21 protein-coding genes are annotated in these 24,904 nt (G+C 40.7%); 18 read left to right on the forward strand and 3 right to left on the reverse strand.

Annotated elements, in window-relative coordinates; genetic code table 11:
- Positions 1-129: 129 nt before the first annotated feature.
- The 6 genes from HMPREF2887_RS03500 (at position 130) to recG (ending at position 9,370) form a co-directional block, all read left to right on the forward strand.
- Positions 130-1,977, forward strand: coding sequence for an APC family permease (locus HMPREF2887_RS03500; RefSeq protein ID WP_084740539.1), 1,848 nt, complete (start codon positions 130-132; stop codon positions 1,975-1,977).
- A gap of 127 nt (positions 1,978-2,104) precedes the next feature.
- Entirely contained in the window at positions 2,105-4,624 is a 2,520-nt protein-coding gene (gene secA / locus HMPREF2887_RS03505; protein WP_084740542.1) for a preprotein translocase subunit SecA, read from the forward strand.
- A 22-nt stretch (positions 4,625-4,646) separates the two neighbouring features.
- Positions 4,647-5,687, forward strand: coding sequence for a 3-deoxy-7-phosphoheptulonate synthase (locus HMPREF2887_RS03510; protein ID WP_021002012.1), 1,041 nt, complete (start codon positions 4,647-4,649; stop codon positions 5,685-5,687).
- 104 nt (positions 5,688-5,791) lie between these two features.
- Entirely contained in the window at positions 5,792-6,157 is a 366-nt protein-coding gene (gene acpS / locus HMPREF2887_RS03515; protein WP_003026132.1) for a holo-ACP synthase, read from the forward strand.
- Positions 6,144-7,250, forward strand: a complete 1,107-nt coding sequence (alr, locus tag HMPREF2887_RS03520; RefSeq protein WP_084740545.1) for an alanine racemase — start codon at positions 6,144-6,146, stop codon at positions 7,248-7,250. Before acpS ends, alr begins: the two co-directional genes overlap by 14 nt.
- 104 nt (positions 7,251-7,354) lie before the next feature.
- Positions 7,355-9,370 carry an ATP-dependent DNA helicase RecG gene (gene recG, locus HMPREF2887_RS03525; protein WP_021002009.1) on the forward strand — a complete coding sequence of 672 codons (2,016 nt, stop codon included), beginning with the start codon at positions 7,355-7,357 and terminating at the stop codon, positions 9,368-9,370.
- A gap of 320 nt (positions 9,371-9,690) precedes the next feature.
- On the opposite strand, the gene HMPREF2887_RS03530 is transcribed toward recG, so the two are convergent.
- On the reverse strand, positions 9,691-10,653 hold the full coding sequence (locus HMPREF2887_RS03530) for an asparaginase (RefSeq protein WP_021002008.1): 963 nt from the start codon (positions 10,651-10,653) through the stop codon (positions 9,691-9,693).
- A 64-nt stretch (positions 10,654-10,717) separates the two neighbouring features.
- On the opposite strand from HMPREF2887_RS03530, the gene HMPREF2887_RS03535 reads away from it, so the two are divergent.
- Entirely contained in the window at positions 10,718-12,106 is a 1,389-nt protein-coding gene (locus tag HMPREF2887_RS03535; protein ID WP_021002007.1) for a Cof-type HAD-IIB family hydrolase, read from the forward strand.
- 45 nt (positions 12,107-12,151) lie between these two features.
- Here the strand turns inward: HMPREF2887_RS03535 and HMPREF2887_RS03540 are convergent, their stop codons facing one another.
- Positions 12,152-12,604: a universal stress protein gene (locus HMPREF2887_RS03540; RefSeq protein ID WP_020999785.1), complete on the reverse strand. Its 453-nt coding sequence runs from the start codon at positions 12,602-12,604 to the stop codon at positions 12,152-12,154.
- Between the two features lie 151 nt (positions 12,605-12,755).
- On the opposite strand from HMPREF2887_RS03540, the gene HMPREF2887_RS03545 reads away from it, so the two are divergent.
- The 8 genes from HMPREF2887_RS03545 to HMPREF2887_RS03580 all read left to right on the forward strand — a co-directional run bounded on the left by HMPREF2887_RS03545 (position 12,756) and on the right by HMPREF2887_RS03580 (position 22,007).
- A complete protein-coding gene (locus HMPREF2887_RS03545; protein ID WP_021002006.1) occupies positions 12,756-13,970 on the forward strand; it encodes a pyridoxal phosphate-dependent aminotransferase in 1,215 nt (404 codons plus the stop codon).
- A gap of 164 nt (positions 13,971-14,134) precedes the next feature.
- Complete coding sequence (gene codY / locus HMPREF2887_RS03550) at positions 14,135-14,923, forward strand: GTP-sensing pleiotropic transcriptional regulator CodY (protein WP_003026125.1); 789 nt, start codon at positions 14,135-14,137, stop codon at positions 14,921-14,923.
- Positions 14,923-15,498: a cysteine hydrolase family protein gene (locus HMPREF2887_RS03555; protein WP_057489801.1), complete on the forward strand. Its 576-nt coding sequence runs from the start codon at positions 14,923-14,925 to the stop codon at positions 15,496-15,498. The genes codY and HMPREF2887_RS03555 overlap by 1 nt, the downstream gene beginning before the upstream one ends.
- A gap of 506 nt (positions 15,499-16,004) precedes the next feature.
- The gene (gene aspS / locus HMPREF2887_RS03560) at positions 16,005-17,744 is read left to right on the forward strand and encodes an aspartate--tRNA ligase (protein ID WP_021002004.1); all 1,740 of its coding nucleotides are present in this window, start codon (positions 16,005-16,007) and stop codon (positions 17,742-17,744) included.
- 76 nt (positions 17,745-17,820) lie between these two features.
- Complete coding sequence (gatC, locus tag HMPREF2887_RS03565; RefSeq protein ID WP_003026120.1) at positions 17,821-18,123, forward strand: Asp-tRNA(Asn)/Glu-tRNA(Gln) amidotransferase subunit GatC; 303 nt, start codon at positions 17,821-17,823, stop codon at positions 18,121-18,123.
- Positions 18,123-19,589 carry an Asp-tRNA(Asn)/Glu-tRNA(Gln) amidotransferase subunit GatA gene (gene gatA, locus HMPREF2887_RS03570; protein ID WP_021002003.1) on the forward strand — a complete coding sequence of 489 codons (1,467 nt, stop codon included), beginning with the start codon at positions 18,123-18,125 and terminating at the stop codon, positions 19,587-19,589. Before gatC ends, gatA begins: the two co-directional genes overlap by 1 nt.
- Complete coding sequence (gene gatB / locus HMPREF2887_RS03575) at positions 19,589-21,022, forward strand: Asp-tRNA(Asn)/Glu-tRNA(Gln) amidotransferase subunit GatB (protein ID WP_021002002.1); 1,434 nt, start codon at positions 19,589-19,591, stop codon at positions 21,020-21,022. The genes gatA and gatB overlap by 1 nt, the downstream gene beginning before the upstream one ends.
- Before the next feature lie 73 nt (positions 21,023-21,095).
- Positions 21,096-22,007 carry a DMT family transporter gene (locus HMPREF2887_RS03580; protein WP_084740548.1) on the forward strand — a complete coding sequence of 304 codons (912 nt, stop codon included), beginning with the start codon at positions 21,096-21,098 and terminating at the stop codon, positions 22,005-22,007.
- A gap of 31 nt (positions 22,008-22,038) precedes the next feature.
- Here the strand turns inward: HMPREF2887_RS03580 and HMPREF2887_RS03585 are convergent, their stop codons facing one another.
- Complete coding sequence (locus tag HMPREF2887_RS03585; RefSeq protein WP_021002000.1) at positions 22,039-22,665, reverse strand: TVP38/TMEM64 family protein; 627 nt, start codon at positions 22,663-22,665, stop codon at positions 22,039-22,041.
- A gap of 149 nt (positions 22,666-22,814) precedes the next feature.
- On the opposite strand from HMPREF2887_RS03585, the gene HMPREF2887_RS03590 reads away from it, so the two are divergent.
- The 3 genes from HMPREF2887_RS03590 (at position 22,815) to yhbY (ending at position 24,826) form a co-directional block, all read left to right on the forward strand.
- Positions 22,815-23,342 carry a YqeG family HAD IIIA-type phosphatase gene (locus HMPREF2887_RS03590; RefSeq protein WP_003031000.1) on the forward strand — a complete coding sequence of 176 codons (528 nt, stop codon included), beginning with the start codon at positions 22,815-22,817 and terminating at the stop codon, positions 23,340-23,342.
- Between the two features lie 2 nt (positions 23,343-23,344).
- Positions 23,345-24,451 (forward strand): ribosome biogenesis GTPase YqeH, encoded by a 1,107-nt coding sequence (gene yqeH / locus HMPREF2887_RS03595; RefSeq protein WP_021001999.1) that lies wholly within the window; start codon positions 23,345-23,347, stop codon positions 24,449-24,451.
- 63 nt (positions 24,452-24,514) lie between these two features.
- Positions 24,515-24,826 (forward strand): ribosome assembly RNA-binding protein YhbY, encoded by a 312-nt coding sequence (yhbY, locus tag HMPREF2887_RS03600; protein ID WP_003026106.1) that lies wholly within the window; start codon positions 24,515-24,517, stop codon positions 24,824-24,826.
- The last annotated feature ends 78 nt before the right edge of the window (positions 24,827-24,904 follow it).

Genomic DNA, 24,904 nt, shown 5'->3' on the forward strand with positions numbered 1-24,904 from the left:
AATGTATAATCCTTATATTTTTGCAGGAATTGTCAGTTATATTAAAAAATGATGTCATTTTCAGAAAACGTTGATAGTATTTCAAAAAAGCGTTATAATGGCTGATATTGAAAAATTTAGGAGAAAAAGATGTTTTCCAAGTTGAAGAATATTTTTATTGGTCGACCTTTGAAATCAAGCGATGAGGGAGAAGAAGGGAACTTATTAACAAAACTGCAAGCTCTGGCTATGTTGTCAAGCGATGCTCTATCTTCGATTGCCTACGGTCCTGAACAAGTTGTTTTGGTTTTGGTATCCGTATCTGCTGGCGCAATTTGGTGGTCGTTACCAATTGGTATTGTGGTGCTGATTTTGCTGGCCAGTTTAACCATTTCATATCGTCAGGTGATTCATGCTTACCCACAAGGCGGTGGGGCTTATATGGTTACAACGGAAAATCTTTCACCAAAAGCTGGTCTAGTTTCAGGTGGTAGTTTGCTAGTTGATTATATGCTGACAGTAGCGGTATCTGTTTCTTCTGGAGCGGATGCGATTACGTCAGCAATTCCTGCTTTGCATCCGTACAATTTGCACATTTCGATTGTTTTAGTGCTGATTTTAATGTTAATGAATTTACGTGGTTTGCGGGAATCGGCGGTTTCGCTGATGATTCCAGTTTATTTGTTCATCGCAAGTACTGTTTTCTTAATTGGCTTTGGTTTATTGCAATTATTACTGGGGAATTTATCCTACCATGCAACAGCTCCGATTGGAAAATCTATTTCAGGTGTCAGTTTGGTTCTTCTGCTTCGTGCATTTACGAGTGGTTCGGCTTCTCTGACAGGTGTGGAAGCTATTTCAAATTCTGTACCATTTTTCAAAACACCCAAAGCTGAAAATGCAGCGAAAACCTTGGCAATTATGGCAGCCATTTTAGGTTTCATGTTTGCTGGTATTACTTTTTTAAACTACTGGATTGGCATTGTTCCGGTAAAAGGCGTTACAACGCTCGCTCAAATGGCGCAAGCTATTTTGGGAAATTCACCTGTTGGACGACTTCTATTTTATATTTTCCAATTATCAACAGCTCTCATCCTTGCTGTAGCGGCTAATACAGGCTTTTCGGCCTTTCCCATGTTATCCTACAATATGGCAAAAAATAAATATATGCCACACATGTATATGGAAAAAGGAGCACGCCTTGGTTATTCAAATGGGATTCTGACTTTAGCTATCGGTGCTATTCTTCTTTTGCTAATTTTTAATGGGAATACTGAACGGCTCATTCCACTTTATACCATTGGTGTATTTGTGCCTTTTGCTCTTTCTCAAACGGGAATGGTCGTGCATTGGCGCAAGCAGTATGGAAAACATTTCTTGAAATATTCAGTAGCAAATATTTTAGGCGCTGCTATTTGTTACACCATTGTAGCGATTTTGCTACTTTTTCGTTTGCGAGATATTTGGCCATTCTTTCCGATTATCATCGTTTTATTATGGATTTTCTTGAGTATTAAAAATCATTACAATAAAGTGGCGAAACAGCTGCGTTTGAATGAAGAAATTGAACGCGTAGACTATGCAGGAAATCTGGTTTTGGTGCTTGTTGGAAATGTCACGCGTGTTAGTGTCGGTGCGATGAATTATGCGCGTAGCATTGGTGATGAGGTGATTGCCATGCATGTATCTACCAAAGAAACACAAGAAAAAGATGAAGAAGTAGCCAGTGAATTTAAACAATATTTTCCGGATATTCAATTTGTAAATGTGGAAACAAGCTACCGTAATATCATCAGACCAACCGTACAGTATGTAACAAAAATCGCTCGTGGTGCGCAGAAGAAATGTTATACCGTAACGGTATTAGTGCCACAGTTCATTCCAAATCATAGTTGGCAAAACATGCTACACAATCAAATGAGCTTGAAATTGAAATATTTCCTCAGATGGCATGAAAATGTCGTTGTAGCCAGCTATTCTTATCACCTAAAAGAGTAAGAACATAAAACGGCAGTTTTGAATGGAACTGCCGTTTTTATCCTTTTATTTTCTTGAAAGATATAGTGAAAAATGCTATAATGAAAAGAACATTTTAAAATAAGAATTATTACAAGTAAGGAAAGAAATGGCGAATATTTTAAGAACAATTATCGAAAATGATAAAGGTGAATTAAGAAGATTAGAAAAAATGGCAAAGAAAGTCATGGCGTATGAAGATGAAATGGCTGCTTTGTCAGATGAAGCTTTGAAAGCAAAGACGGATGAATTTAAGCAACGGTATCAAAATGGCGAGTCATTAGATGACTTGCTTTATGAAGCTTTTGCGGTTGTTCGTGAAGGTGCAAAGCGTGTGTTAGGACTTTTCCCTTACCCAGTACAGATTATGGGTGGGATTGTCTTACACCATGGAGATGTGCCAGAAATGCGTACAGGGGAAGGAAAAACCCTGACAGCAACCATGCCAGTTTATCTGAACGCCTTGTCTGGAGAAGGGGTTCACGTTGTCACAGTAAATGAATATCTGACAGAGCGTGACGCAACGGAAATGGGGGAACTGTACTCTTGGTTGGGGCTTTCTGTTGGTATCAACCTTGCTGCAAAGTCATCCGCAGAGAAAAAAGAAGCCTATGAATGTGATATCACGTATTCAACCAATGCAGAGATTGGTTTTGACTATTTGCGTGATAATATGGTGGTGCGTGCTGAAAACATGGTGCAGCGTCCGCTAAACTACGCTTTGGTCGATGAGGTGGACTCCATTTTGATTGACGAAGCTCGTACGCCTTTGATTGTGTCAGGACCAACTTCGTCTGATACGAACCAACTTTATCACATGGCAGATAGTTTTGTGAAGTCTCTTAATAAAGATGACTACATCATTGATGTGCAGTCTAAAACCATTGGACTTTCTGACTCTGGGATTGATAAAGCAGAAAGCTACTTCAAGTTAGAAAATTTGTATGATATTGAAAATGTAGCACTAACTCACTTTATTGACAATGCCCTTCGTGCAAACTATATCATGCTGTTAGATATTGACTATGTGGTGAGTGAAGAGCAAGAAATTTTGATTGTGGACCAATTTACAGGCCGTACAATGGAAGGTCGCCGGTATTCAGACGGACTTCACCAAGCAATTGAAGCCAAAGAAGGTGTGCCAATTCAGGATGAAACGAAGACTTCGGCTTCTATCACTTATCAAAATCTATTCCGTATGTACAAGAAATTGTCAGGAATGACAGGGACAGCTAAGACAGAAGAGGAAGAATTCCGCGAAACCTATAATATTCGGGTCGTTCCGATTCCGACAAATCGTCCAGTAGCTCGTATTGACCATCCAGATCTTCTTTATCCAAGTATTGAGTCTAAATTTAAAGCGGTTGTTGAGGACGTGAAAGCTCGTCATGAAAAAGGACAACCTGTTCTTGTAGGAACAGTCGCAGTTGAAACAAGTGATTATATTTCTAAGAAACTAGTAGAAGCTGGCATTCCGCATGAAGTATTGAATGCGAAGAATCACTATAAAGAAGCGCAAATCATCATGAATGCCGGGCAACGTGGCGCGGTAACGATTGCAACCAATATGGCTGGTCGTGGTACAGATATTAAGCTTGGTGAAGGGGTTCGTGAACTTGGTGGACTTTGCGTTATTGGTACAGAACGACATGAAAGCCGTCGTATTGATAATCAGCTTCGTGGTCGTTCAGGTCGTCAAGGAGATCCTGGTGAATCACAATTCTACCTATCACTTGAAGATGAACTTATGCGTCGCTTTGGATCGGAACGGATTAAAGCTGTTTTGGATCGCATGAACCTTAGCGAAGAAGAGTCTGTCATCAAATCTCGTATGCTGACGCGTCAAGTAGAAGGAGCTCAAAAGCGTGTTGAAGGGAACAACTATGATACACGTAAACAAGTCCTTCAATATGATGATGTTATGCGGGAGCAACGTGAAATTATCTATGCGCAGCGTTATGATGTCATTACGGCTGATCGTGATTTGGCACCGGAAATTCATGCCATGATGAAGCGAACAATCAACCGTTTTGTGGATGGCAACAGTCGTGCAGAACAAGATGAAAAATTAGAAGCAATTGTTAATTTTGCAAAATACAATCTTGTTCCAGAAGAATCTATTGAAATCGCAGATTTAGAAGGCTTGTCTGATGAAGATATCAAGGCTGATTTATACAAACGTGCCTTGGAGGTTTACGATAGTCAAGTGGCGAAACTTCGCGATGAGGATTCCGTCAGAGAATTCCAAAAAGTTCTAATTTTGCGCGTCGTGGATAGCAAATGGACTGATCACATTGATGCTTTGGATCAACTTCGGAACGCAGTTGGACTTCGTGGTTATGCTCAAAATAACCCAGTCGTTGAATATCAAGCTGAAAGTTTCCGTATGTTTAATGATATGATTGGTTCGATCGAATTTGATGTGACGCGTTTGATGATGAAGGCTCAAATTCACGAGCAAGAACGTCCACGTACGGAGCATCATATCAGCACAACAGCGACACGCAATATTTCAGCACAACAATCTGGCTTACCGAGCGATATCGATTTGACAAAAGTGAAGCGCAATGACTTGTGTCCATGTGGTTCTGGTAAGAAATTTAAAAATTGTCATGGACGCCACAGATAAGTAGTGTAAAGAGGGGGAGATTATGACATTTAAGGCAACTAGCGAGCCAATTGATGTAGCAAAGGTTCGTAATTTATCAAAGTTAGAAGGAGAGGCTTTAGCTAAAAAAAAGGCACGAGATCGTGAGTTAAATGCCATTATCCGTGGAGAAGATGACCGCATTCTGTTGGTCATTGGTCCGTGTTCTTCTGATAATGAAGCGGCTGTCCTAGAATATGCAAAGCGCCTATCTGCCCTCCAAGAAGAGGTGAAAGACCGTATTTTCATGGTTATGCGCGTGTATACAGCTAAGCCTCGCACCAATGGCGATGGTTATAAAGGATTGATTCATCAACCGAATGCTAAGGCTGCTCCAAGCTTAATTAATGGGATTAAGGCTGTTCGGAATTTACATTATCGTGTCATTACGGAGACGGGAATGACGACAGCTGATGAAATGCTCTATCCAGAAAATCTTCCGTTGGTAGATGATTTGATTTCTTACATGGCTGTTGGAGCGCGTTCTGTGGAAGATCAGCAACACCGTTTTGTCGCTAGTGGGGCTGATGTTGCGACCGGTTTGAAAAATCCTACGTCTGGCAATCTCAATGTCATGTTTAACGGGATTTACGCAGCGCAAAACAAGCAAAGTTTCTTGTTTGCTGGTAAGGAAGTAGAAACTTCAGGAAATCCTTTGGCACACGCTATTCTGCGTGGTGGGCTTGACGAGTATGGAAAAAACATTCCAAACTATTACTATGATAATTTGCTGGATACGATTGACCAATATGAAAAAATGAGTTTGGAAAATCCTTTCATCATCATCGATACCAATCATGATAACTCTGGTAAGCAGTATTTAGAGCAGGTGCGGATTGTCCGTCAAACTTTAATTAACCGTGATTGGAATGAGAAAATCAAAAAAGTTGTACGCGGCTTTATGATTGAGTCTTACTTAGAAGATGGCCGTCAAAATGAGCCTGAAGTGTTTGGAAAATCCATCACAGACCCTTGTTTGGGTTGGGATAATACAGTCAGATTAGTCAAGGAAATTTATACTACCCTATCTAAAAACGAAAAATAAAAAGGTTGAGAGTGAATCTCTAAAATCTGATAACATCAGCGCATTGAGTTTTATTTTAGAAAGTAATGAGTCTGGAACATTTGTCCCAGCCTCTTTTTAAAAAGATGATTAAAGGACACGGAATTGATATAGAAGAAATTTCTTCTATTCAAAAAGTTTATGAAAAAAATGCTCGCTTCGCCAAGAAAGTTTTGACTGTTGCAGAATTTGCACGGTTTGAAGAACTTTCTGGTAGGCGAAAAATGGAATATTTGGCAGGACGTTGGTCTGCTAAAGAGGCTTTTTCTAAAGCATGGGGGACTGGAATTGGTTGTGTCACTTTTCAGGATTTAGAAATTTTAAACAACGAAAAGGGAGCGCCTATTTTTACTAAGTCGCCTTTTTCTGGCAAGGTCTGGGTGTCGCTCAGCCATGCAGGTAATATTGTTACAGCTAGTGTTATTTTGGAGGAACATCATGAAAACGAGTAATCATCGACCTACTAAGGTTATTGTTGATTTAGCTGCTATCCGCTTTAATATTAAACAAATTACAGCGCATATTCCAGACAATGTAGAAAAATGGGCTGTTGTCAAGGCCGATGCCTATGGTCACGGTGCAGTTGCTGTTACGCAATCTATTGAGTCAATTGTGGATGGTTTTTGTGTTTCTAATATTGATGAAGCTGTAGAGTTGAGAGAGGCTGGTATTTCAAAAAAAATTCTGGTATTAGGAGTGTCAGATGTTTCTGCCATTTCATTGGCAATTGAGCGCAAAGTGACCTGTACGGTAGCTAGTTTGGAATGGCTAGATTTACTCTTGCAATCAAATATAGATGTAGCTGGACTGATTGTTCATATAAAAATTGATTCTGGAATGGGGCGGATTGGTTTTCGAGATAGTCAAGAAGCTCAAGAAGCTATTCATCGCTTGACGCAAGCAGGCGCTCAGGTAGAAGGGATTTTCACCCATTTTGCGACAGCTGATGAAGCAGATACGCATAAATTTGAAGCACAGCTGGCACGTTTTAAAGAAATTTTAGGGCAATTAGAAACCGTTCCACCGATTGTTCACGCTAGTAATTCTGCAACGACTCTTTGGCATGCAGAGACTGTGATGAATGCGGTGCGTCTGGGTGATATTATCTATGGTCTCAATCCTAGCGGTCGTACCTTGCAGCTTCCTTATGACATGAAGCCGGCTCTTTCTCTAGTTTCGGAATTGGTTCATGTCAAGCAATTAGAAGCAGGAGCAGATGTGGGGTACGGAGCTACTTATACAAGTGATAGTCTACAGTATATTGGAACGATTCCACTGGGCTATGCAGACGGTTGGACGCGAGATATGCAAGGCTTTAATGTTTTGATTGATGGACAGCCTTGTCCCATTGTTGGGCGCGTGTCTATGGATCAGATTACTGTTCGTTTACCTCGGTCTTATCCTATTGGAACGCCAGTTGTCCTTATCGGTGAAAGTGGAAATGAGGCTATTTCTGCAACAGATGTGGCAGAAAAACGGGGAACAATTAACTATGAGGTGGTTTGCTTAATTAGTGACCGTGTTCCTAGAGTTTACAAAGAATGAGCTAAAATGTAAAAGCAGTCGGAAACAACCCAAAGAGTTATTGGAGGGTGTCTGTTTTAGTCTGCTTTTATAAATTCTTGAGAAACAGAACTGAAAGAGGAATTATGAATTTACACCAACCTTTAACGGTTCTGCCGGGTGTGGGACCGAAATCTGCTGAAAAGTTCAGTAAGCTGGGAATTGAAAGCCTGCAGGATTTGCTGCTCTATTTTCCATTTCGCTATGAAGATTTTAAAAGTAAGAATGTGATAGAACTGGAAGATGGTGAAAAGGCAGTTGTTTCAGGAGTTGTCGTTACGCCAGCTAATGTGCAATATTATGGCTATAAGCGCAATCGCCTGCGTTTTACCATAAAACAGGATGAAGTGGTACTTGCAATCAACTTCTTTAACCAACCTTATCTAGCAGACAAGGTAGAGGTTGGCTCAACCATTGCTATTTTCGGCAAATGGGATAAGGCAAAGGCTAGTTTGACTGGGATGAAAATTCTGGCGCAAGTAGAAGATGATTTGCAGCCAGTTTATCGAGTAGCTCAAGGGATTAGTCAAGCCAGTTTGGTCAAGGTCATTAAGACAGCCTTTGACCAGGGGTTGGAATTGCTCTTGGAGGAAAATTTGCCCCAAGTGTTGTTAGAACGCTATCAGTTGCTAGGACGGAATCAGGCTGTGCGAGCCATGCATTTTCCAAAAAACTTAACAGAGTACAAACAAGCTTTGCGTCGGATCAAGTTTGAAGAGCTTTTTTACTTTCAAATGCAATTGCAAGTTCTCAAACATGAAACAAAAGATGTTAGTCAGGGCTTAATTATTCCTTGGCGGGCAGATTTGCTAGAAAAGAAAAAAGCTACTCTACCTTTTGAGTTAACGGCTGCTCAAGAGCGCAGTCTAAACGAGATTTTACAGGATATGCAAGCGCCCACTCACATGAATCGACTGTTGCAAGGAGATGTCGGCAGCGGAAAGACAGTGGTTGCAGGTTTAGCTATGTATGCTACTTATACAGCTGGTTTGCAGTCTGCTCTCATGGTGCCAACGGAAATCTTGGCAGAGCAGCACTTTGATAGCTTGAGCCAACTTTTTCCTGAACTGCGGATAATTCTGTTGACAGGAGGAATGAAGCCGACAGAACGCAGACAAGCACTAGAAGCGATTGAGGCTGGTCAGGTAGAAATGATTGTCGGTACTCATGCTTTGATTCAAGAAAGTGTGACATATCATCAGCTTGGTCTGGTGATTATTGATGAACAGCACCGCTTTGGAGTGGGACAGAGACGAATTTTGCGGGAAAAAGGAAATAATCCTGATGTGCTCATGATGACTGCAACACCGATTCCGAGGACACTTGCGATCACTGCCTTTGGCGATATGGATGTGTCGGTTATTGATCAAATGCCAGCGGGGCGTAAGCCGATTATCACTCGCTGGGTCAAGCACGAGCAGCTGAATGTGGTTCTCAATTGGTTGGAGAAAGAGCTGCAACGAGGTGCTCAGGTCTATGTCATCTCTCCTTTGATTGAGGAGTCGGAAGCGCTGGATCTGAAAAATGCTATTGCTTTGGAAGAGGAATTAAAGGCTTATTTCGGTGACAAAGCACAAGTAGCTCTGCTACATGGTAAAATGAAGAGCGAAGAAAAAGATACTATTATGCAGGATTTTAAGAAAGGAAAAATTGACATTCTGGTTTCCACGACTGTTATTGAAGTCGGTGTCAATGTCCCCAATGCTACGGTCATGCTAATCATGGATGCGGACCGATTTGGGCTCAGCCAGCTTCATCAGTTACGTGGTCGAGTAGGACGTGGAGATAAACAGTCTTATGCGGTTCTCGTGGCTAATCCTAAGACAGAATCCGGCAAGAAACGTATGAAAATCATGACGGAAACGACTAACGGTTTCGTCTTGGCTGAGGAAGATTTGAAAATGCGTGGTTCTGGTGAAATCTTCGGCACTCGTCAGTCCGGTTTGCCGGAATTTCAGGTGGCAGATATTGTAGAGGATTATCCAATTTTAGAGGAGGCCAGAAAAGTCGCCAGTCAAATTGTGTCCACTCCTGATTGGCGAACGAATGCAGGCTGGCATATTGTGGCGCTTCATTTGGAAAAACAAGATTATTTGGATTGATTTTAGTTTATCATCATATATAAACCAAAAAACTTCACCATTTGGATGAAGTTTTTTAAATTAAGTTTTCTGAAAGAAATCTATAAGCCTGCTTTAAGTTTTTCGGGCTATACTAAATTCATCAAAAAGAAAGAGGTAAGTCCAATGACAGTAAACATTAAAGTACATTATAACAAAACATTCAAAAAATCAGGAAAGGAATCAGAAATATATGGCAAATAACTAAAAACAAAAGAGCTAAAAACTTTTTTTCATAAATCTCCTAAACATAAAATATCCTAAGAAGCTTCGAAATATCGGAGCTTCTTATCTATGTAAAATTAACCTTCAATATAGTTTCTTAAGGCTTGTCCTCGCAGCCCAGCATTCAGAGCAATCAAGAGTTTGATACGAGCTTTAGGTGCATTGAGTTCTTTGACAAACATAATGCCTGATTCGTGTAACTTCACGCCGCCCCCTTCATAAGCATAAACTGGCTCTGCAATCCCGTTAAAGCAACGTGATACAAGTGCAATTGGAAGACCGAAAGCAGTCATGTGACTGAGCTTTTGGGCAACTTCTTGTGGAAGATTCCCAGCACCAAAGGCTTCAACGATGAGACCGTTTATCTTTTCCAAGTCTAGCATATCAAGCAGTTCAGTTTTCATTCCAGCATAGGCTGGGATAATCGGTACTAACCCAGAAATTTTATCTAAATGAAAACGAACGCGTGGTTCAGCTGTTTTGAAATAGAGGATTTCTTGCTTCATAATCAATCCGAGTGGTCCATGAGTTGGCGTTTGAAAAGTGCTGACATTGGTTGTATGCGTTTTGGTCACGTATTTGGCAGCATGGATTTCATCATTCATAACCACCAGAACGCCTTTTCCGCGTGCTTTGTCATCACTTGCTACACGAAGTGCAGATAAGTAATTGTAGACTCCGTCACTTCCTAGTTCGTTGGAGCTTCGCATGGCACCGGTCAAGACGACAGGGATATCTGGAAGTTCCATGGTATCCAAAAAATAAGCTGTTTCTTCCAGAGTGTCCGTTCCATGAGTAATGACAACCCCGTCAAAATGTTTCCCGTCTGTCTTGGTTTTTTGATACAATTGTAGCATGTGCTGCGGTGTTATATGAGGGCTAGGAATATTGAAAACATCCAGAGCCGTCACTTGAATGCCTTCTAGAGGAACTGCAACATGGTTCATGGGATTGTGTTCGTTTGTGATGACTTTTCCAGTAGTATCCGCCTGCATGGAAATAGTACCGCCAGTATGTAAAACTAGAATTCTTTTGGTCATAAGTGAGCTTCTCCTGAATCTATGCTATAATTATTGTATCATAAAAGAAAGAGATGAGAAATGAATGGAAATTAAAGCAGTCTTTTTTGATATTGATGGGACGTTAGTAAATGATAGTCGAACGGTCTTGAAATCCACAGAACAAGCAATTCATAGTTTAAAACAGCAAGGTATTTTAGTTGGTTTAGCGACAGGTCGGGGTCCATTTTTTGTCCAATCTTTTATGGAGCAGTTGGATTTGGACTTTGCAGTAACCTATAATGGACAATATATTTTTTCAAAAGATAAAGTCATTTCTGCGAAGCCAATTGATAAAACCAGTTTGCGTCACCTGATTCAGTATGCTCGCCAGCATAAAATAGAAATCTCGTTTGGAACAAAATCAGGAGTGATTGGCTCTAAAATCATGAGCTTTGGCATGAGCAAGTTTTCTCAATGGACCAGTCGTTTTGTTCCGAAGAAGATGGCATACTTGGTAAATAAAAGTTTCAACAATGTGGTTAGCAAGGCACTTCCTCAACAGCAGGATGATTTATTGAAATCCATTCAAGAGCCGATTTATCAAGTACTGATGCTGGCAACACCAAAAGAAACACAAGCTATCGAAGCGGATTTTCCAGATTTAAAGTTTACTCGTAGCAGTCCTTTCGCAGCTGATATCGTCAATCAAGGAATGTCAAAGTTAGAAGGAATTAAGCTGGTCGGAAAAGAATACGGTTTTGACATCAATCAAGTCATGGCTTTTGGTGATTCTGATAATGATGTTGAGATGTTAGCGGGCGTTGGTATGTCTATTGCCATGGGAAATGGAACCAGTCGAGTGAAAGAAGTTGCAAAACACACGACCAGCAGCAATAGTCAGGACGGGATTCATAAAGCTTTGGAACACTTTGGCATTTTAGCGAGTGAAAAAGTCTTTATCAGTAGTGACCACCATTTTAATAAGGTCAAAGAATTTCATGGGACAATGGACGAATGCACACAGGAAGAACCCATTCTGTGGACACCAGAAGGTGCTCGTCACCGTGCAGGCTTCAAGGTAGAAGAACTAGTGGAATTTTTACGAGCAGCCAGTCCTTCTGAAGAGGTCTTTGAGCAGTCTGTTCAATCTTTGCACGAAGCTGTGAACAAAGCTGCTGAAAAAGTCAAAAAGAAGAGCAAAGCAGAGATGTCTCTCGTTGGGCAAGTAGATGCACTGATTGATATGTTGTATTTTACCTATGGCAGTTTTGTGTTAATGGGAGTGGATCCGGAATACTTGTTTGAGATTGTCCACCGAGCCAATATGGGTAAACTCTTCCCAGATGGCAAAGCGCACTTTGACCCAGTTACTCATAAAATTTTAAAACCAGATGATTGGGAAAAAAATTATGCACCGGAACCTGCTATCAAAAAAGAGCTTGAACGTCAAATTCAAGCCTATCAACGAAATTGTGAAAAAAATGAAGAATAAAAAAGAGGAGAGACTGGTTTATGCCAATCTCTCTTTATCTTTGTATTATAATGTTTTTTCTTTATCACGGACAACAAGCAAGTCAACTTTTGCGTGACGCAAGATGTATTCAGATGAAGAGCCAACCAGTAACCGTTCAAAGGCGTTAAGCCCAGTAGCACCAACCATGATGAGGTCAACTTTTTGTTCTTCTGGAATATCTGTTGCAAGAAGGGTTTTTGGATTTCCCATTTCAACAATTGTGACAACATTTGCCACGCCGGCTTCTTTGGCTTTTTCAGCATATTGATCCATGAGTTTTTTTGCGTCTTCTTGTAATTCTTCATAGACTTCTGCATCAAATGTAGAAACGCTTTGCAAGGCACGTGTATCAATTACATGGGCAATCGTTAGGCGTGAATTATTTCTCAGCGCCACATTTACGCCCTTTTCAAAAGCAAGCTCAGCTTCGTGAGAACCGTCAACAGCGACCATAATGTTTTGATATCTTTGTAGCATAGGAATACCTCCATTCTTTCTTTAGTTATATTGTAACCCTTTACATGAAAAAAGTAAAGCATTTTCATGCAGGCTTTACAAGAAGTTTTTTAGATTTTTTAGAAAAATTGCGTTATAATAAATTGACCCTTTTGAAATGAGGAAAAATTCGATGAAAGAATTTAATAAATCAACAAAATTAGAACATGTGGCTTATGATATTCGGGGCCCCGTCTTAGAAGAAGCTATGCGGATGCGTGCAAATGGTGAGAAAATCCTTCGGTTGAACACAGGAAACCCAGCTGAGTTTGGTTTTACAGCGCCAGATGAGGTGATTCATGACTTGATTATGAATGCGCGTGATAGCGAGGGATATTCGGACTCGAAAGGGATTTTTTCTGCTCGGAAAGCTATTATGCAATATTGTCAATTGAAAAATATTCCTAATGTTGATATTGATGATGTCTACCTTGGAAATGGAGTCAGCGAGTTGATTGTCATGTCTATGCAAGGTTTGCTGGATAATGGCGATGAGGTATTGGTTCCGATGCCGGACTATCCACTCTGGACCGCAGCGGTCAGTTTAGCGGGAGGAAATGCAGTTCATTATCTTTGTGATGAAGCGGCAGATTGGTATCCGGATATTGATGATATCAAATCAAAAATTACCTCTAATACAAAGGCTATTGTCGTTATCAACCCAAACAATCCGACAGGAGCTTTGTATCCAAAAGAGGTGTTGGAAGAGCTTGTTGAAGTTGCGCGGCAAAACAACTTGATTATTTTTGCAGATGAGATTTATGATCGTTTAGTAATGGACGGTGAAAAGCATATAGCTATCGCAAGTTTAGCTCCTGATCTTTTCTGTGTTAGTATGAACGGTTTGTCTAAATCGCACCGTATCGCGGGTTTTCGTGTAGGGTGGATGGTGCTATCTGGTCCTAAATATCACGTGAAAGATTATATTGAAGGGCTGAATATGCTATCCAATATGCGGTTGTGTTCAAATGTCTTATCTCAGCATGTGGTACAAACGTCGCTTGGAGGTTATCAATCAGTTGATGAATTGCTGCTTCCTGGCGGACGGATTTATGAGCAACGGAATTTTATTTATAAAGCTATCAATGAAATTCCAGGTCTATCTGCAGTAAAACCTAAAGCGGGGCTTTATATTTTTCCTAAAATTGATAGGGAAATGTATCGAGTAGATGACGATGAGCAATTCGTGCTGGATTTCTTAAAGCAAGAAAAGATTTTACTGGTGCATGGACGAGGTTTTAACTGGAAAGACCCAGATCATTTTCGTATTGTTTATCTGCCTCGTGTAGATGAATTGGCACAAATTCAAGAGAAAATGACTCGTTTCTTAAGGCAATATCGTAGATGATGAAGAGCAGCCGAAAGGTTGCTTTTTTGCTACTTAAATAAAAGAGTACTAAACTTAGCAAGACTAATTGCACACAATTGTATCTCAATAAACAATTTTCAGATAATTGTTGAAGATTAAAGCGCTTTATGGTATAATCAATAAGATTATATGCGAGGTAAATTATGGCAAACTTATTAGCAAAAACACGAAAAATTACATCTATTTTGCGTCGTTCAGATGAGCGATTACAGGATGAATTACCTTACAATGCAATTACCCAGCAGTTAGCTGAAATTATGGATTGCAATGCCTGCATTGTAAACAGTAAAGGGCGTCTTTTGGGGTATTTCATGCGCTACAAGACGAACAATGACCGTGTGGAAGCATTTTATCAAACGAAAATCTTCCCAGAAGAATATGTTCGCACAGCGAATTTAATGTATGACACAGAAGCCAATCTTCCTATCAATCATGATTTGTCAATTTTTCCAGTCGAAACCAAAGATGAATTTCCAGATGGCTTGACGACAATTTCACCTATCCATGTTTCAGGGATTCGCTTAGGAACTTTGATTGTTTGGCGCAATGATAAAGAATTTGATGATGATGATTTGATTTTGGTTGAAATTGCAAGTACAGTGGTTGGTATTCAGTTGCTCAACTTCCAACGAGAAGAAGATGAAAAAAATATTCGTCGCAGAACAGCTGTAACCATGGCTGTAAATACTTTGTCTTATTCAGAATTACGAGCTGTTTCAGCTATTTTAGGTGAATTAAACGGTAATGAAGGTCAATTGACAGCATCGGTCATTGCGGATCGTATTGGTATTACTCGCTCGGTGATTGTCAATGCTCTGCGTAAACTAGAGAGTGCAGGCATTATTGAAAGTCGTTCTTTGGGAATGAAAGGAACCTATCTTAAAGTCCTTATTCCCGATGTCTTTGAAGAGATTAAAAAGAGAGATTACTGATGACAAAAGCATTGATTTCGATTGATTATACGGTGGATTTTGTGGCAGATGATGGCAAGTTGACAGCTGGAGCTCCAGCTCAGGCAATTTCTGAAGCTATTGCCCAAGTGACCGAGGCAGCTTTTGAGCGAGGAGATTATATCTTTTTTGCCATTGATGCCCATGATGAAGGAGATACTTTCCACCCGGAAAGTAAACTCTTTCCACCACATAACATCAAAGGCACTAGTGGACGTAACCTTTATGGACCGTTGGCGGATTTTTATCAGGAGCATAAAGCAGATTCTCGCGTCTTTTGGATGGATAAACGGCATTATTCAGCTTTTTCGGGAACAGATTTGGATATTCGTCTGCGAGAAAGAAAAGTTGAAACGGTGATTTTGACTGGTGTTCTGACGGATATTTGCGTTCTCCACACAGCTATTGATGCCTATAATTTAGGGTATCAAATTGAGGTGGTAGAGTCTGCTGTAGCTTCTCTTTCGGAGGAAAATCATAAATTTGCACTAAACCACTTGCAAAATGTTTTAGGTTCGACTATAATAGATAACAATTTAAAAGTAAAAAAGCAGTAGAGTAGGCTTGTTGACTTGAACAGAGAGTGCTGAAAGCTGAGAGCAGCACCAAGGAAGCAAAATCCGAAGAACATACTGTCAATGATATAATGGTTTTTTCTATGCTATTTATGGTAAAGGATGATATTGTCTAAAACTATTATATCATTGCAAGAAATTTGTGTGAATCAAAGCGCAAACGTCTGCTCACGTTACGAGCTAGAGGTTGCAATGCAACGAATAACAGTGGTACCACGGCTTTCGTCTGTTTATACAGACGGAAGCCGTTTTTCCATAGTTCTTAATGCTTTAGCGTTTATAGCCGTGGATATAGATTAGGCAGTAAGGTCGATGTTCCTTATAATTCTTAGTACTTAGAGAAGCGGATGCAATTTTGTCAGTTGGACAAAAGCTGTAAACAAAAAATGCTTCCTACTTTTAGTATCTAGAGCTACGGGCGTAGATTTCTATAAGTAATTTGCGGCAAATGGTTAATTTGAAAATGAATTTAGAAAGAGGTAGAGAATATGAAAGAAGTTTTTATTGGAAACTACGGTTTGGAACAAGTTGGTCAGAAAATGACAGCGACCGGGTGGGTTGCAAATATCCGAAATCATGGGAAATTGGCTTTTATAGAGCTACGAGACCGAGAAGGACTGCTTCAAGTTTTTGTCGCAGGTGATAGTCCGGCTTTTACTGAAATTGAACATCTACATAAAGAAGATGTGATTTCTGTTACAGGAGAAGTTGTCAAGCGAGAAGCCCGCTTTGTCAACAAAGCAATCAAGTCAGGGCAAGTCGAGTTGCGAGCAGAGAAAATTCAAATCCTTGCAAGCAGTAAGCCTCTTCCTTTTGAACTTGATCAGCACGCTCATACAGGAGAAGAGTTGCGGCAGAAGTACCGCTATCTGGATTTGCGTCGGGGTAAGATGACAGAAAACCTCAAACTTCGTCACCAAGTAACCAGCACAATTCGTGACTACTTGAACGGTAAGGATTTTCTGGAAGTGGAGACACCTTATTTGACGAAATCCACACCAGAAGGAGCCAGAGATTTTTTGGTTCCTAGTCGAGTTTTTAAAAATCAATTTTATGCTTTACCTCAAAGTCCGCAAATGTTGAAGCAACTTTTAATGGGAGCTGGTCTGGAACGTTATTATCAAGTTGTTCGCTGCTTTCGAGATGAGGATCTACGGGGAGACCGTCAGCCTGAATTTACTCAGGTCGATATGGAAATGAGCTTTGCTAGTGAAAAAGACATTCGCATGCTTGTAGAAGAGATGCTCAAAGCGGTTGTTAAGAAAACTCATGGTTTGGAGCTGACAGAAGCTTTTCCGACTATCAGTTATGAGGAAGCCATGAACCGCTTTGGTACAGATAAGCCGGATACGCGATTTGGTTTGGAATTAAAAAATTTGACCAATCTCTGTCAGGATAATCCCTCTCTTTTGCTGAAGCAGGCTTTTGCTCGTCATGAAGAATTATGGGGCATTTGTGTTCCAAATTCTGCGGATTCTTTCACGAAGAAGCAGCTCAGTCATTTCTATCAAGAAATGAAAGAATTTGGAGCTAGTAGGTTTACTGGTCTTAAGGTGGAAGCAGGTGAACTTCAAGGGGATTTGGCTTCGACTTTTGAGGCAGAAGCAGCTGCTTTCATAGACCGATTTGAAGCGCAAGGTGGTGATTTGCTTTTACTGGTCATTGCCAAGAAAAGACAAGCTCAAGAAGCCTTGGGGCACTTGCGATTGGAGATTGCCAAACAATTAGATTTAATCAATCAGAGTCGACTGGATTTCCTTTGGGTATTAGATTGGCCTTTGTTAGAGTGGAATGAGGAGCAGGGGCGCTATCAAGCTATGCACCACCCGTTCACCCAAGGAATTTTTGAAAATGAGCAAGAAGATTTAGCTTCAATCAAAAGCCATGCCTACGATATTGTCCTTAATGGCTATGAAATTGGAGGCGGTAGTTTACGGATTCATGATCGAAAGAGTCAAGAAGCCATGTTTGAACTCTTGGGCATGGAAAAAGAAGATTATGAGCGTGACTTTGGATTTTTCTTAGAAGCGCTTGATTATGGTTTTCCGCCGCATGGGGGTCTAGCGCTGGGCTTGGATCGACTGGTCATGATTTTAGCTGGTGAAGAAAATATCCGTCAGGTCATTGCCTTTCCTAAAAATGGAACTGGTTTTGATCCTATGCTAGAAAGTCCCAGCCAAGTGGATGCGGGTCAGGTGAAAGAACTTCATTTGGAATTGAAGAACTAAGCCTATTTGTGATAAAATAAGAAGATGATTGTTTTTCGGCTATGCTGAAAAATAAAAGAAGAGAAAGGAAACAGAGATGAAAATTACTCAAGAGGAAGTAACGCATGTTGCCCACTTGTCAAAACTAGCTTTTTCACCTGAAGAAACAGCAGAATTTGCGACAACTTTGTCAAAAATTGTGGACATGGTGGAGTTGTTAAATGAAGTTGATACGACTGGTGTGCCTTTTACATCAAATGTTGCAGAAAATGTCAACTATATGCGTGAAGATGTAGCAGTTGCAGGTTGGAATCGAGAAGAACTTTTCCAAAATGTTCCTGAAAAGGAGCGAGGCTATATCAAAGTGCCTGCTATTCTAGATGACGGAGGAGATGCCTAATGACTTTGAACCAAAAAACAATTGAAGAATTGCATAATCTCCTTGTCAAAAAGGAACTTTCCGCAGTTGAGCTGACGAAAGCTACTCTGGAAGATATTAAGAGTCGAGAAAGTTCCGTTGATAGCTTTATTACGATTAGTGAAGAAGAAGCATTGGCGCAAGCAGCAGCAGTAGACGCGAAGGGAATTGATGCAGATAATTTTATGAGCGGGATTCCACTGGCTGTTAAGGACAATATTTCTACTAAGGGGATTTTAACGACAGCTGCGTCAAAAATTCTTTACAATTATAAACCAATTTTTGATGCAACCAGTGTAGAAAAACTCCATGAGAAAGATATGATTGTCATTGGTAAGACCAATATGGATGAATTTGCCATGGGTGGCTCCAGTGAAAATTCTTATTTTAAGACTACGAAAAATGCTTGGGACGCTACAAAAGTTCCCGGTGGTTCATCTGGTGGTTCAGCGACAGCAGTTGCTTCTGGTCAAGTTCGCCTGTCTCTAGGTTCTGATACCGGTGGTTCGATCCGTCAGCCAGCTTCCTTTAATGGAGTGGTCGGACTGAAGCCAACTTATGGGCGTGTTTCTCGTTTTGGACTCATTGCTTTTGGGAGCTCGTTGGATCAAATTGGACCTTTTTCTCGGACGGTTAAAGAAAATGCTCAGCTTTTGGGCGTAATTGCAGGAAATGATAAAAAAGACTCAACCTCTTCTCAACGAACTGTTCCTGATTTCACTAGCAAGATTGGTCAAGATATTAAAGGGATAAAAATTGCTCTTCCGAAAGAATATATGGGTGACGGGATTGATGAAAAAGTTAAGAAACGCATTTTAGCGGCTGCCAAGCATCTGGAAAGCCTGGGAGCGATTGTTGAAGAAGTCAGCCTGCCCCACAGCAAGTACGGTGTTGCAGTTTACTATATCATCGCTTCTTCTGAAGCCAGTTCCAACTTGCAACGTTTTGACGGGATTCGCTACGGCTATCGGGCAGAAGAGATTGAAAACTTAGAGGACGTCTATGTCAAATCTCGCAGTCAAGGTTTTGGTGAGGAAGTGAAGCGTCGAATCATGCTAGGAACGTTTAGTCTATCGTCTGGTTATTATGATGCTTATTTCAAAAAGGCGGGTCAAGTTCGGACGCTCATTATGCAAGATTTTGCCAAAGTATTTGAAAAGTATGACTTGATTTTAGGACCAACTGCGCCGACGGTTGCTTACGACTTAGGAACTCAAAGTCACGATCCAGTAGCTATGTATTTGGCTGACCTTTTGACCATTCCTGTCAATCTGGCGGGCCTGCCTGGTATTTCTATTCCAGCAGGATTTGCGGATGGCCTGCCAGTTGGTCTGCAATTAATTGGAAATCATTTTGATGAAGAAACGATTTACCAAGTAGCAGCAGCTTTTGAAGCAACGACAGACTACCACAAGCAAAAACCAGTCATTTTTGGAGGTGAAAAATAATGAACTTTGAAACGATTATTGGACTGGAAGTCCACGTTGAATTAAAAACAAATTCAAAAATTTTCTCACCAGCACCGGCTCATTTCGGGGAAGATCCAAATACCAACACCAATATCATTGACTGGTCTTTCCCAGGTGTCCTGCCGGTGATGAACAAGGGAGTTATTGATTACGGTATTAAGGCTGCTCTGGCACTCAATATGGATATTCATCAAAAGATGCACTTTGATCGCAAGAATTATTTCTATCCAGACAATCCGAAAGCTTACCAAATCTCTCAATTTGACGAGCCAATTGGTTATAATGGCTGGATTGAAATCGAACTGGAAGACGGGACGACTAAGAAAATTCGCATTGAGCGGGCTCATTTGGAAGAGGACGCTGGCAAGAACACTCATGGCAGCGATGGTTATTCTTATGTTGACCTTAATCGTCAAGGGGTGCCTTTGATCGAGATTGTCTCAGAAGCTGACATGCGCAGTCCAGAAGAAGCTTACGCTTACTTAACAGCGCTCAAAGAAATTATCCAGTATACGGGTATTTCTGACGTCAAAATGGAAGAAGGCTCCATGCGCGTGGATGCCAATATTTCTATTCGTCCTTATGGTCAAGAAGAGTTTGGAACCAAGACAGAACTAAAAAATCTTAATTCCTTCAATTTTGTTCGTAAGGGCTTGGCTTTTGAGGAAAAACGTCAGGCTGAGATTTTGCGTAGCGGTGGTCAGATTCGTCAAGAAACTCGCCGTTACGATGAAGCAACGGGCGAAACTCTTTTGATGCGGGTCAAGGAAGGTTCAGCTGATTATCGTTATTTCCCAGAGCCAGATTTACCAAACTTTGAGATTGATGACAGCTGGATTGAGGCGGTGCGTTCAGATTTACCAGCCTTTCCAAAAGAACGTCGGGCTAAGTACAAGGCAGATTTTGGATTGTCAGACTATGATGCCAAGCAATTAACAGCAACGAAGAACATCTCAGATTTCTTTGAAGCTGCAGTGACAGCGGGCGGAGACGCAAAATCTGTGTCAAACTGGCTCCAAGGTGAGGTCGCTCAGTACCTCAATGCGGAAGGTAAAACCATTGAAGAAATCGATTTGACACCAGTCAACTTGACTGAAATGTTGAGTTTGGTGGCAGACGGTACGATTTCCTCTAAAATTGCCAAAAAAGTCTTTGTTCATTTGGCGAAAAATGGTGGTTCAGCCAAGGAATACGTTGAAAAAGCTGGCTTGGTGCAGATTTCTGATCCAGCGCAGCTATTGCCAATCATTCAGGACGTTTTTGCTAACAATGAAAAAGCCATCAACGACTACAAGGGTGGTAACAAAAATGCAGCCAAATCCCTGATTGGTCAGCTCATGAAAGCTACCAAAGGTCAAGCCAATCCACAAGTAGCTCAAAAACTGCTTAATGAGGAATTGGCGAAGTTGTAAAATCTAAAAAATCAGTCGTTTCGGCTGATTTTTTGTGCTATAATCATAGAATGGAAAAGTTTGGGAGTAAGCTATGTCAAAAATAACCAAAGGAACCATTTTAACGTTAATAGCGGGAATTGCATGGGGCTTGTCTGGGACGAGCGGACAATACTTGATGGCGCATGGATTTCCGGTTTTAGTTTTAACAAATGTCCGACTTCTAATCGCAGGGGCTTTGTTGGTATTGTATATGGTGCTAGCTAATCGTAGAAAATTGATTGAAATGATAAAAGACCGAAAAGCAATAATGTCTTTAGCATTGTTTGCTTTGTTAGGATTGTTGCTCAATCAATTTGCTTATTTAAAGTCTATTTACGAAAGCAATGCAGGAACGGCTACTGTTTTACAATATGTCTGTCCGGTTGGAATCCTTGCTTACACTTGTATCAAAGACCGTGTTGCCCCTACTGTGACAGAGGTGTTATCTATGATATTAGCGGCTGGTGGAACCTTTTTGATTGCTACCCACGGACAGCTTAATCAATTATCTGTCACGCCAGCAGGATTGTTCTGGGGATTGTTTGCAGCCTTCACTTACGCTTTATATATTCTTATTCCGATTCAGCTGATAAAGACATGGGGCAGTATTCCGGTGATTGGAGTGGGCATGATGCTAGCAGGCATTGTCTTAACGCCATTTAGCGGTATTTTGCGTTTTCATTGGCAGTTGTCAATGAAAGTATATCTGGCTTTAGCGGGGATTATTTTAGTGGGGACAATCCTCGCCTATACACTGTTTCTCAAAGGAACCAGTTTAGTCGGGCCTGTGAAATCTAGCCTTCTAGCGGCTGTTGAGCCTATATCGGCTGTGTTTTTCGCCTTTCTCATTATGCACGAGCAATTTTATCTCGTAGATTTTGCTGGTATGTTTATGATTTTATCAGCGGTCGCCTTGATTTCTATAAAAGATCTGATATTGGAAAAAAGAAAAGGGATCTTATAAAAAGACAGAGCTGTTTATTTCACTCTGCCTTTTATTTTGAAAATAATTGCCAAAAGAAATCAATAATATACGTCAAACCGTAAGTATAAATGACCAGTGTGATTGGTTTGCATAATACAATAATTATCATATATTTTTTAAAAGTCATTTTCGTAAGGGCAGCCAGCATACAGAGGAAGTCTGCTGGACTGATAGGCCAAATCATCATAAAGATGAAAAAACGCTCAAAACGATTACCCTCATCCAGCCAGCCAATGTATTTGTCATAGGTGCGTTTGCTGACGACAGATTGGACAAAAGCCGGACCGTAGGTACGCGCCAGATAAAAAATAATAGCACAGCCGATGATGATACCGACATAATTATAAATGGTACCAATGATATGACCATAAATGAAGACACCAGCAACCGAAGTCAAAGCTCCAGGAATAATAGGAACAACTGTTTGTAGGATTTGCAGGAAAATAAAGAGTGGCGGTCCCCAAAATCCAGCCTGTTTAATAAAGGCGGACAGGGTTTCTTTGGATTGTAAAATGCCAGCATAATAGGCCCAGATACAGAAAATCACCGTTCCAACTGCTCCGATAATAGAAGACCAGTTGATAAATTTTTGTAAAAAAGGGGAAACGGCAGTCATTTTCTTGCTCGTATTTGCCATAATGTCCTCCGTGTCAAATTCTCTATTTTAACTATAACATTTTTAAACAATTTTTGGCAAATTGTACATAAAATCAATGAAAAAGTCTAGGGTGCGAAAACCTTTTTTTTATGTTACAATAAATAGAAGTATATTGTTTGGAGAAAAATGTGGCAATTGAAAACTACATGCCTGATTTTGCGATTGAGGCAGTTTATGATTTGACAGTTGAAAGTTTAAAAAAACACGGCATCAAGGCTGTTTTAGTGGATTTGGATAACACTCTGATTGCTTGGAACAATCCCGACGGAACGCCAGAAATGAAGCAGTGGCTCCATGATGTGCGCGATGCAGGAATTCGGATTATTGTAGTGTCCAATAACACTAAAAAACGAGTGAAGCGAGCAGTTGAAAAGTTTGAGATTGATTATGTCTGTTGGTCTATGAAACCATTCACTTGGGGGATTGATCGGGCACTGAAAGAATTTCATTTTGAGAAAAACGAAGTGGTCATGGTGGGCGATCAGCTTATGACGGATATTCGAGCTGCTCATAGAGCCGGAATTCGTTCGATTTTGGTCAAGCCACTGGTTGAGCATGATTCGTTAAAGACCCAGATTAACCGAGCTCGTGAGCGTCGTGTGTTGAAAAAAATCACCGAAAAATACGAACCGATTGAGTATAAAAAAGGAATTTAAACATGGAAGACATTCTTTGTATTGGGTGCGGAGCGCCGATTCAGACAAAATATAAGGATAGGCTTGGCTATACTCCTCAGTCAGCTTTGGAAAAGGGACTGGAGACGGGCGAATTGTATTGCCAGCGCTGTTTTCGTCTGCGCCACTACAACGAAATTACTGATGTGCAACTGACAGACGATGATTTTCTCAGACTTCTCCACGAAGTCGGCGACAGCAATGCTCTCGTAGTCAATGTAGTAGATATTTTTGATTTTAATGGTTCAGTGATTCCGGGTTTGCCACGTTTTGTGGCTGGTAATGATGTGCTGTTGGTCGGAAACAAAAAAGATATTCTCCCCAAGTCGGTCAAGACGAGCAAGGTTACACAGTGGCTGACGGAGCGGGCTCACGAGGAAGGACTGCGCCCTGTTGATGTAGTTTTGACTTCAGCTCAAAACAAGCAAGCGATTAAAGAATTGATTGAAAAGATTGAGCAATATCGAAAAGGTCGAGACGTTTATGTGGTCGGCGTGACCAATGTTGGTAAGTCCACACTTATCAATGCCATTATTCAGGAAATTACCGGGGATAAGGAAGTTATTACGACTTCACGATTTCCAGGGACTACACTGGATAAGATTGAAATTCCGCTGGCTGACGGCAGTCATATCTACGACACACCAGGGATTATCCACCGTCATCAAATGGCTCATTATCTGTCTGCTAAAAATCTCAAATATATCAGTCCGAAAAAGGAAATCAAGCCCAAAACTTACCAACTTAATCCTGAACAAACCCTCTTTTTAGGGGGCTTGGGACGCTTTGATTTTGTGTCGGGTGACAAACAGGGTTTTACGGCTTATTTTGACAATGAGCTCAAATTGCACCGCACCAAGCTTGCGGGAGCGGGAGAATTTTATGAAAAGCATGTTGGCTCTTTGCTAACACCGCCTTCTAAAAAAGAAGTATCAAATTTTCCTCAGCTAGTTAAACATGAGTTGAAAATTGAAGCCAAAACAGATGTAGTCTTTTCAGGCTTGGGTTGGATTCGTGTGATAGGACCAGCACAGATTGCAGTTTGGGCACCAGAGGGAGTGGCAGTAGTGACCCGCAAAGCCATTATCTAAGAGGAAATGGCTGTTAGAAAAATAAAGAGAAGATAAACGAAATAAGAAACAAAAGAGGAATCTATGTCATTAACATCCAAACAACGAGCTTTTTTAAATAGTCAAGCTCACAGTCTCAAACCAATCATTCAAATTGGCAAAAACGGTCTCAACGACCAGATTAAAACGAGTGTTCGTCAAGCTCTAGATGCTAGAGAATTGATTAAAGTAACTCTTCTGCAAAATACAGATGAGAACATCCATGAAGTATCAGAAATTCTCGAAGAGGAAATCGGTGTGAATACTGTTCAAAAAATTGGTCGCACTTTAATTCTGTACAAGCAGTCTAGCAAAAAAGAAAACCGCAAAATTTCAGTAAAGGTAAAAGAAATTTAGAGGAAGCAGCCTATGGCAATTGAATTACTGACTCCTTTCACCAAGGTGAAGTTGGAACCAGAAGTAAAAGCAAAAAAA

This window comes from Streptococcus sp. HMSC071H03, assembly GCF_001813035.1.
GTDB classification, from domain to species: Bacteria; Bacillota; Bacilli; order Lactobacillales; family Streptococcaceae; genus Streptococcus; species Streptococcus anginosus.

Coding starts and splice junctions, on each gene's coding strand:
- HMPREF2887_RS03500 (WP_084740539.1), top strand. CDS start 130: ATGTTTTCCAAGTTGAAGAATATTTTTATTGGTCGACCTTTGAAATCA.
- secA (WP_084740542.1), top strand. CDS start 2,105: ATGGCGAATATTTTAAGAACAATTATCGAAAATGATAAAGGTGAATTA.
- HMPREF2887_RS03510 (WP_021002012.1), top strand. CDS start 4,647: ATGACATTTAAGGCAACTAGCGAGCCAATTGATGTAGCAAAGGTTCGT.
- acpS (WP_003026132.1), top strand. CDS start 5,792: ATGATTAAAGGACACGGAATTGATATAGAAGAAATTTCTTCTATTCAA.
- alr (WP_084740545.1), top strand. CDS start 6,144: ATGAAAACGAGTAATCATCGACCTACTAAGGTTATTGTTGATTTAGCT.
- recG (WP_021002009.1), top strand. CDS start 7,355: ATGAATTTACACCAACCTTTAACGGTTCTGCCGGGTGTGGGACCGAAA.
- HMPREF2887_RS03530 (WP_021002008.1), bottom strand. CDS start 10,653: ATGACCAAAAGAATTCTAGTTTTACATACTGGCGGTACTATTTCCATG.
- HMPREF2887_RS03535 (WP_021002007.1), top strand. CDS start 10,718: ATGGAAATTAAAGCAGTCTTTTTTGATATTGATGGGACGTTAGTAAAT.
- HMPREF2887_RS03540 (WP_020999785.1), bottom strand. CDS start 12,604: ATGCTACAAAGATATCAAAACATTATGGTCGCTGTTGACGGTTCTCAC.
- HMPREF2887_RS03545 (WP_021002006.1), top strand. CDS start 12,756: ATGAAAGAATTTAATAAATCAACAAAATTAGAACATGTGGCTTATGAT.
- codY (WP_003026125.1), top strand. CDS start 14,135: ATGGCAAACTTATTAGCAAAAACACGAAAAATTACATCTATTTTGCGT.
- HMPREF2887_RS03555 (WP_057489801.1), top strand. CDS start 14,923: ATGACAAAAGCATTGATTTCGATTGATTATACGGTGGATTTTGTGGCA.
- aspS (WP_021002004.1), top strand. CDS start 16,005: ATGAAAGAAGTTTTTATTGGAAACTACGGTTTGGAACAAGTTGGTCAG.
- gatC (WP_003026120.1), top strand. CDS start 17,821: ATGAAAATTACTCAAGAGGAAGTAACGCATGTTGCCCACTTGTCAAAA.
- gatA (WP_021002003.1), top strand. CDS start 18,123: ATGACTTTGAACCAAAAAACAATTGAAGAATTGCATAATCTCCTTGTC.
- gatB (WP_021002002.1), top strand. CDS start 19,589: ATGAACTTTGAAACGATTATTGGACTGGAAGTCCACGTTGAATTAAAA.
- HMPREF2887_RS03580 (WP_084740548.1), top strand. CDS start 21,096: ATGTCAAAAATAACCAAAGGAACCATTTTAACGTTAATAGCGGGAATT.
- HMPREF2887_RS03585 (WP_021002000.1), bottom strand. CDS start 22,665: ATGGCAAATACGAGCAAGAAAATGACTGCCGTTTCCCCTTTTTTACAA.
- yqeH (WP_021001999.1), top strand. CDS start 23,345: ATGGAAGACATTCTTTGTATTGGGTGCGGAGCGCCGATTCAGACAAAA.
- yhbY (WP_003026106.1), top strand. CDS start 24,515: ATGTCATTAACATCCAAACAACGAGCTTTTTTAAATAGTCAAGCTCAC.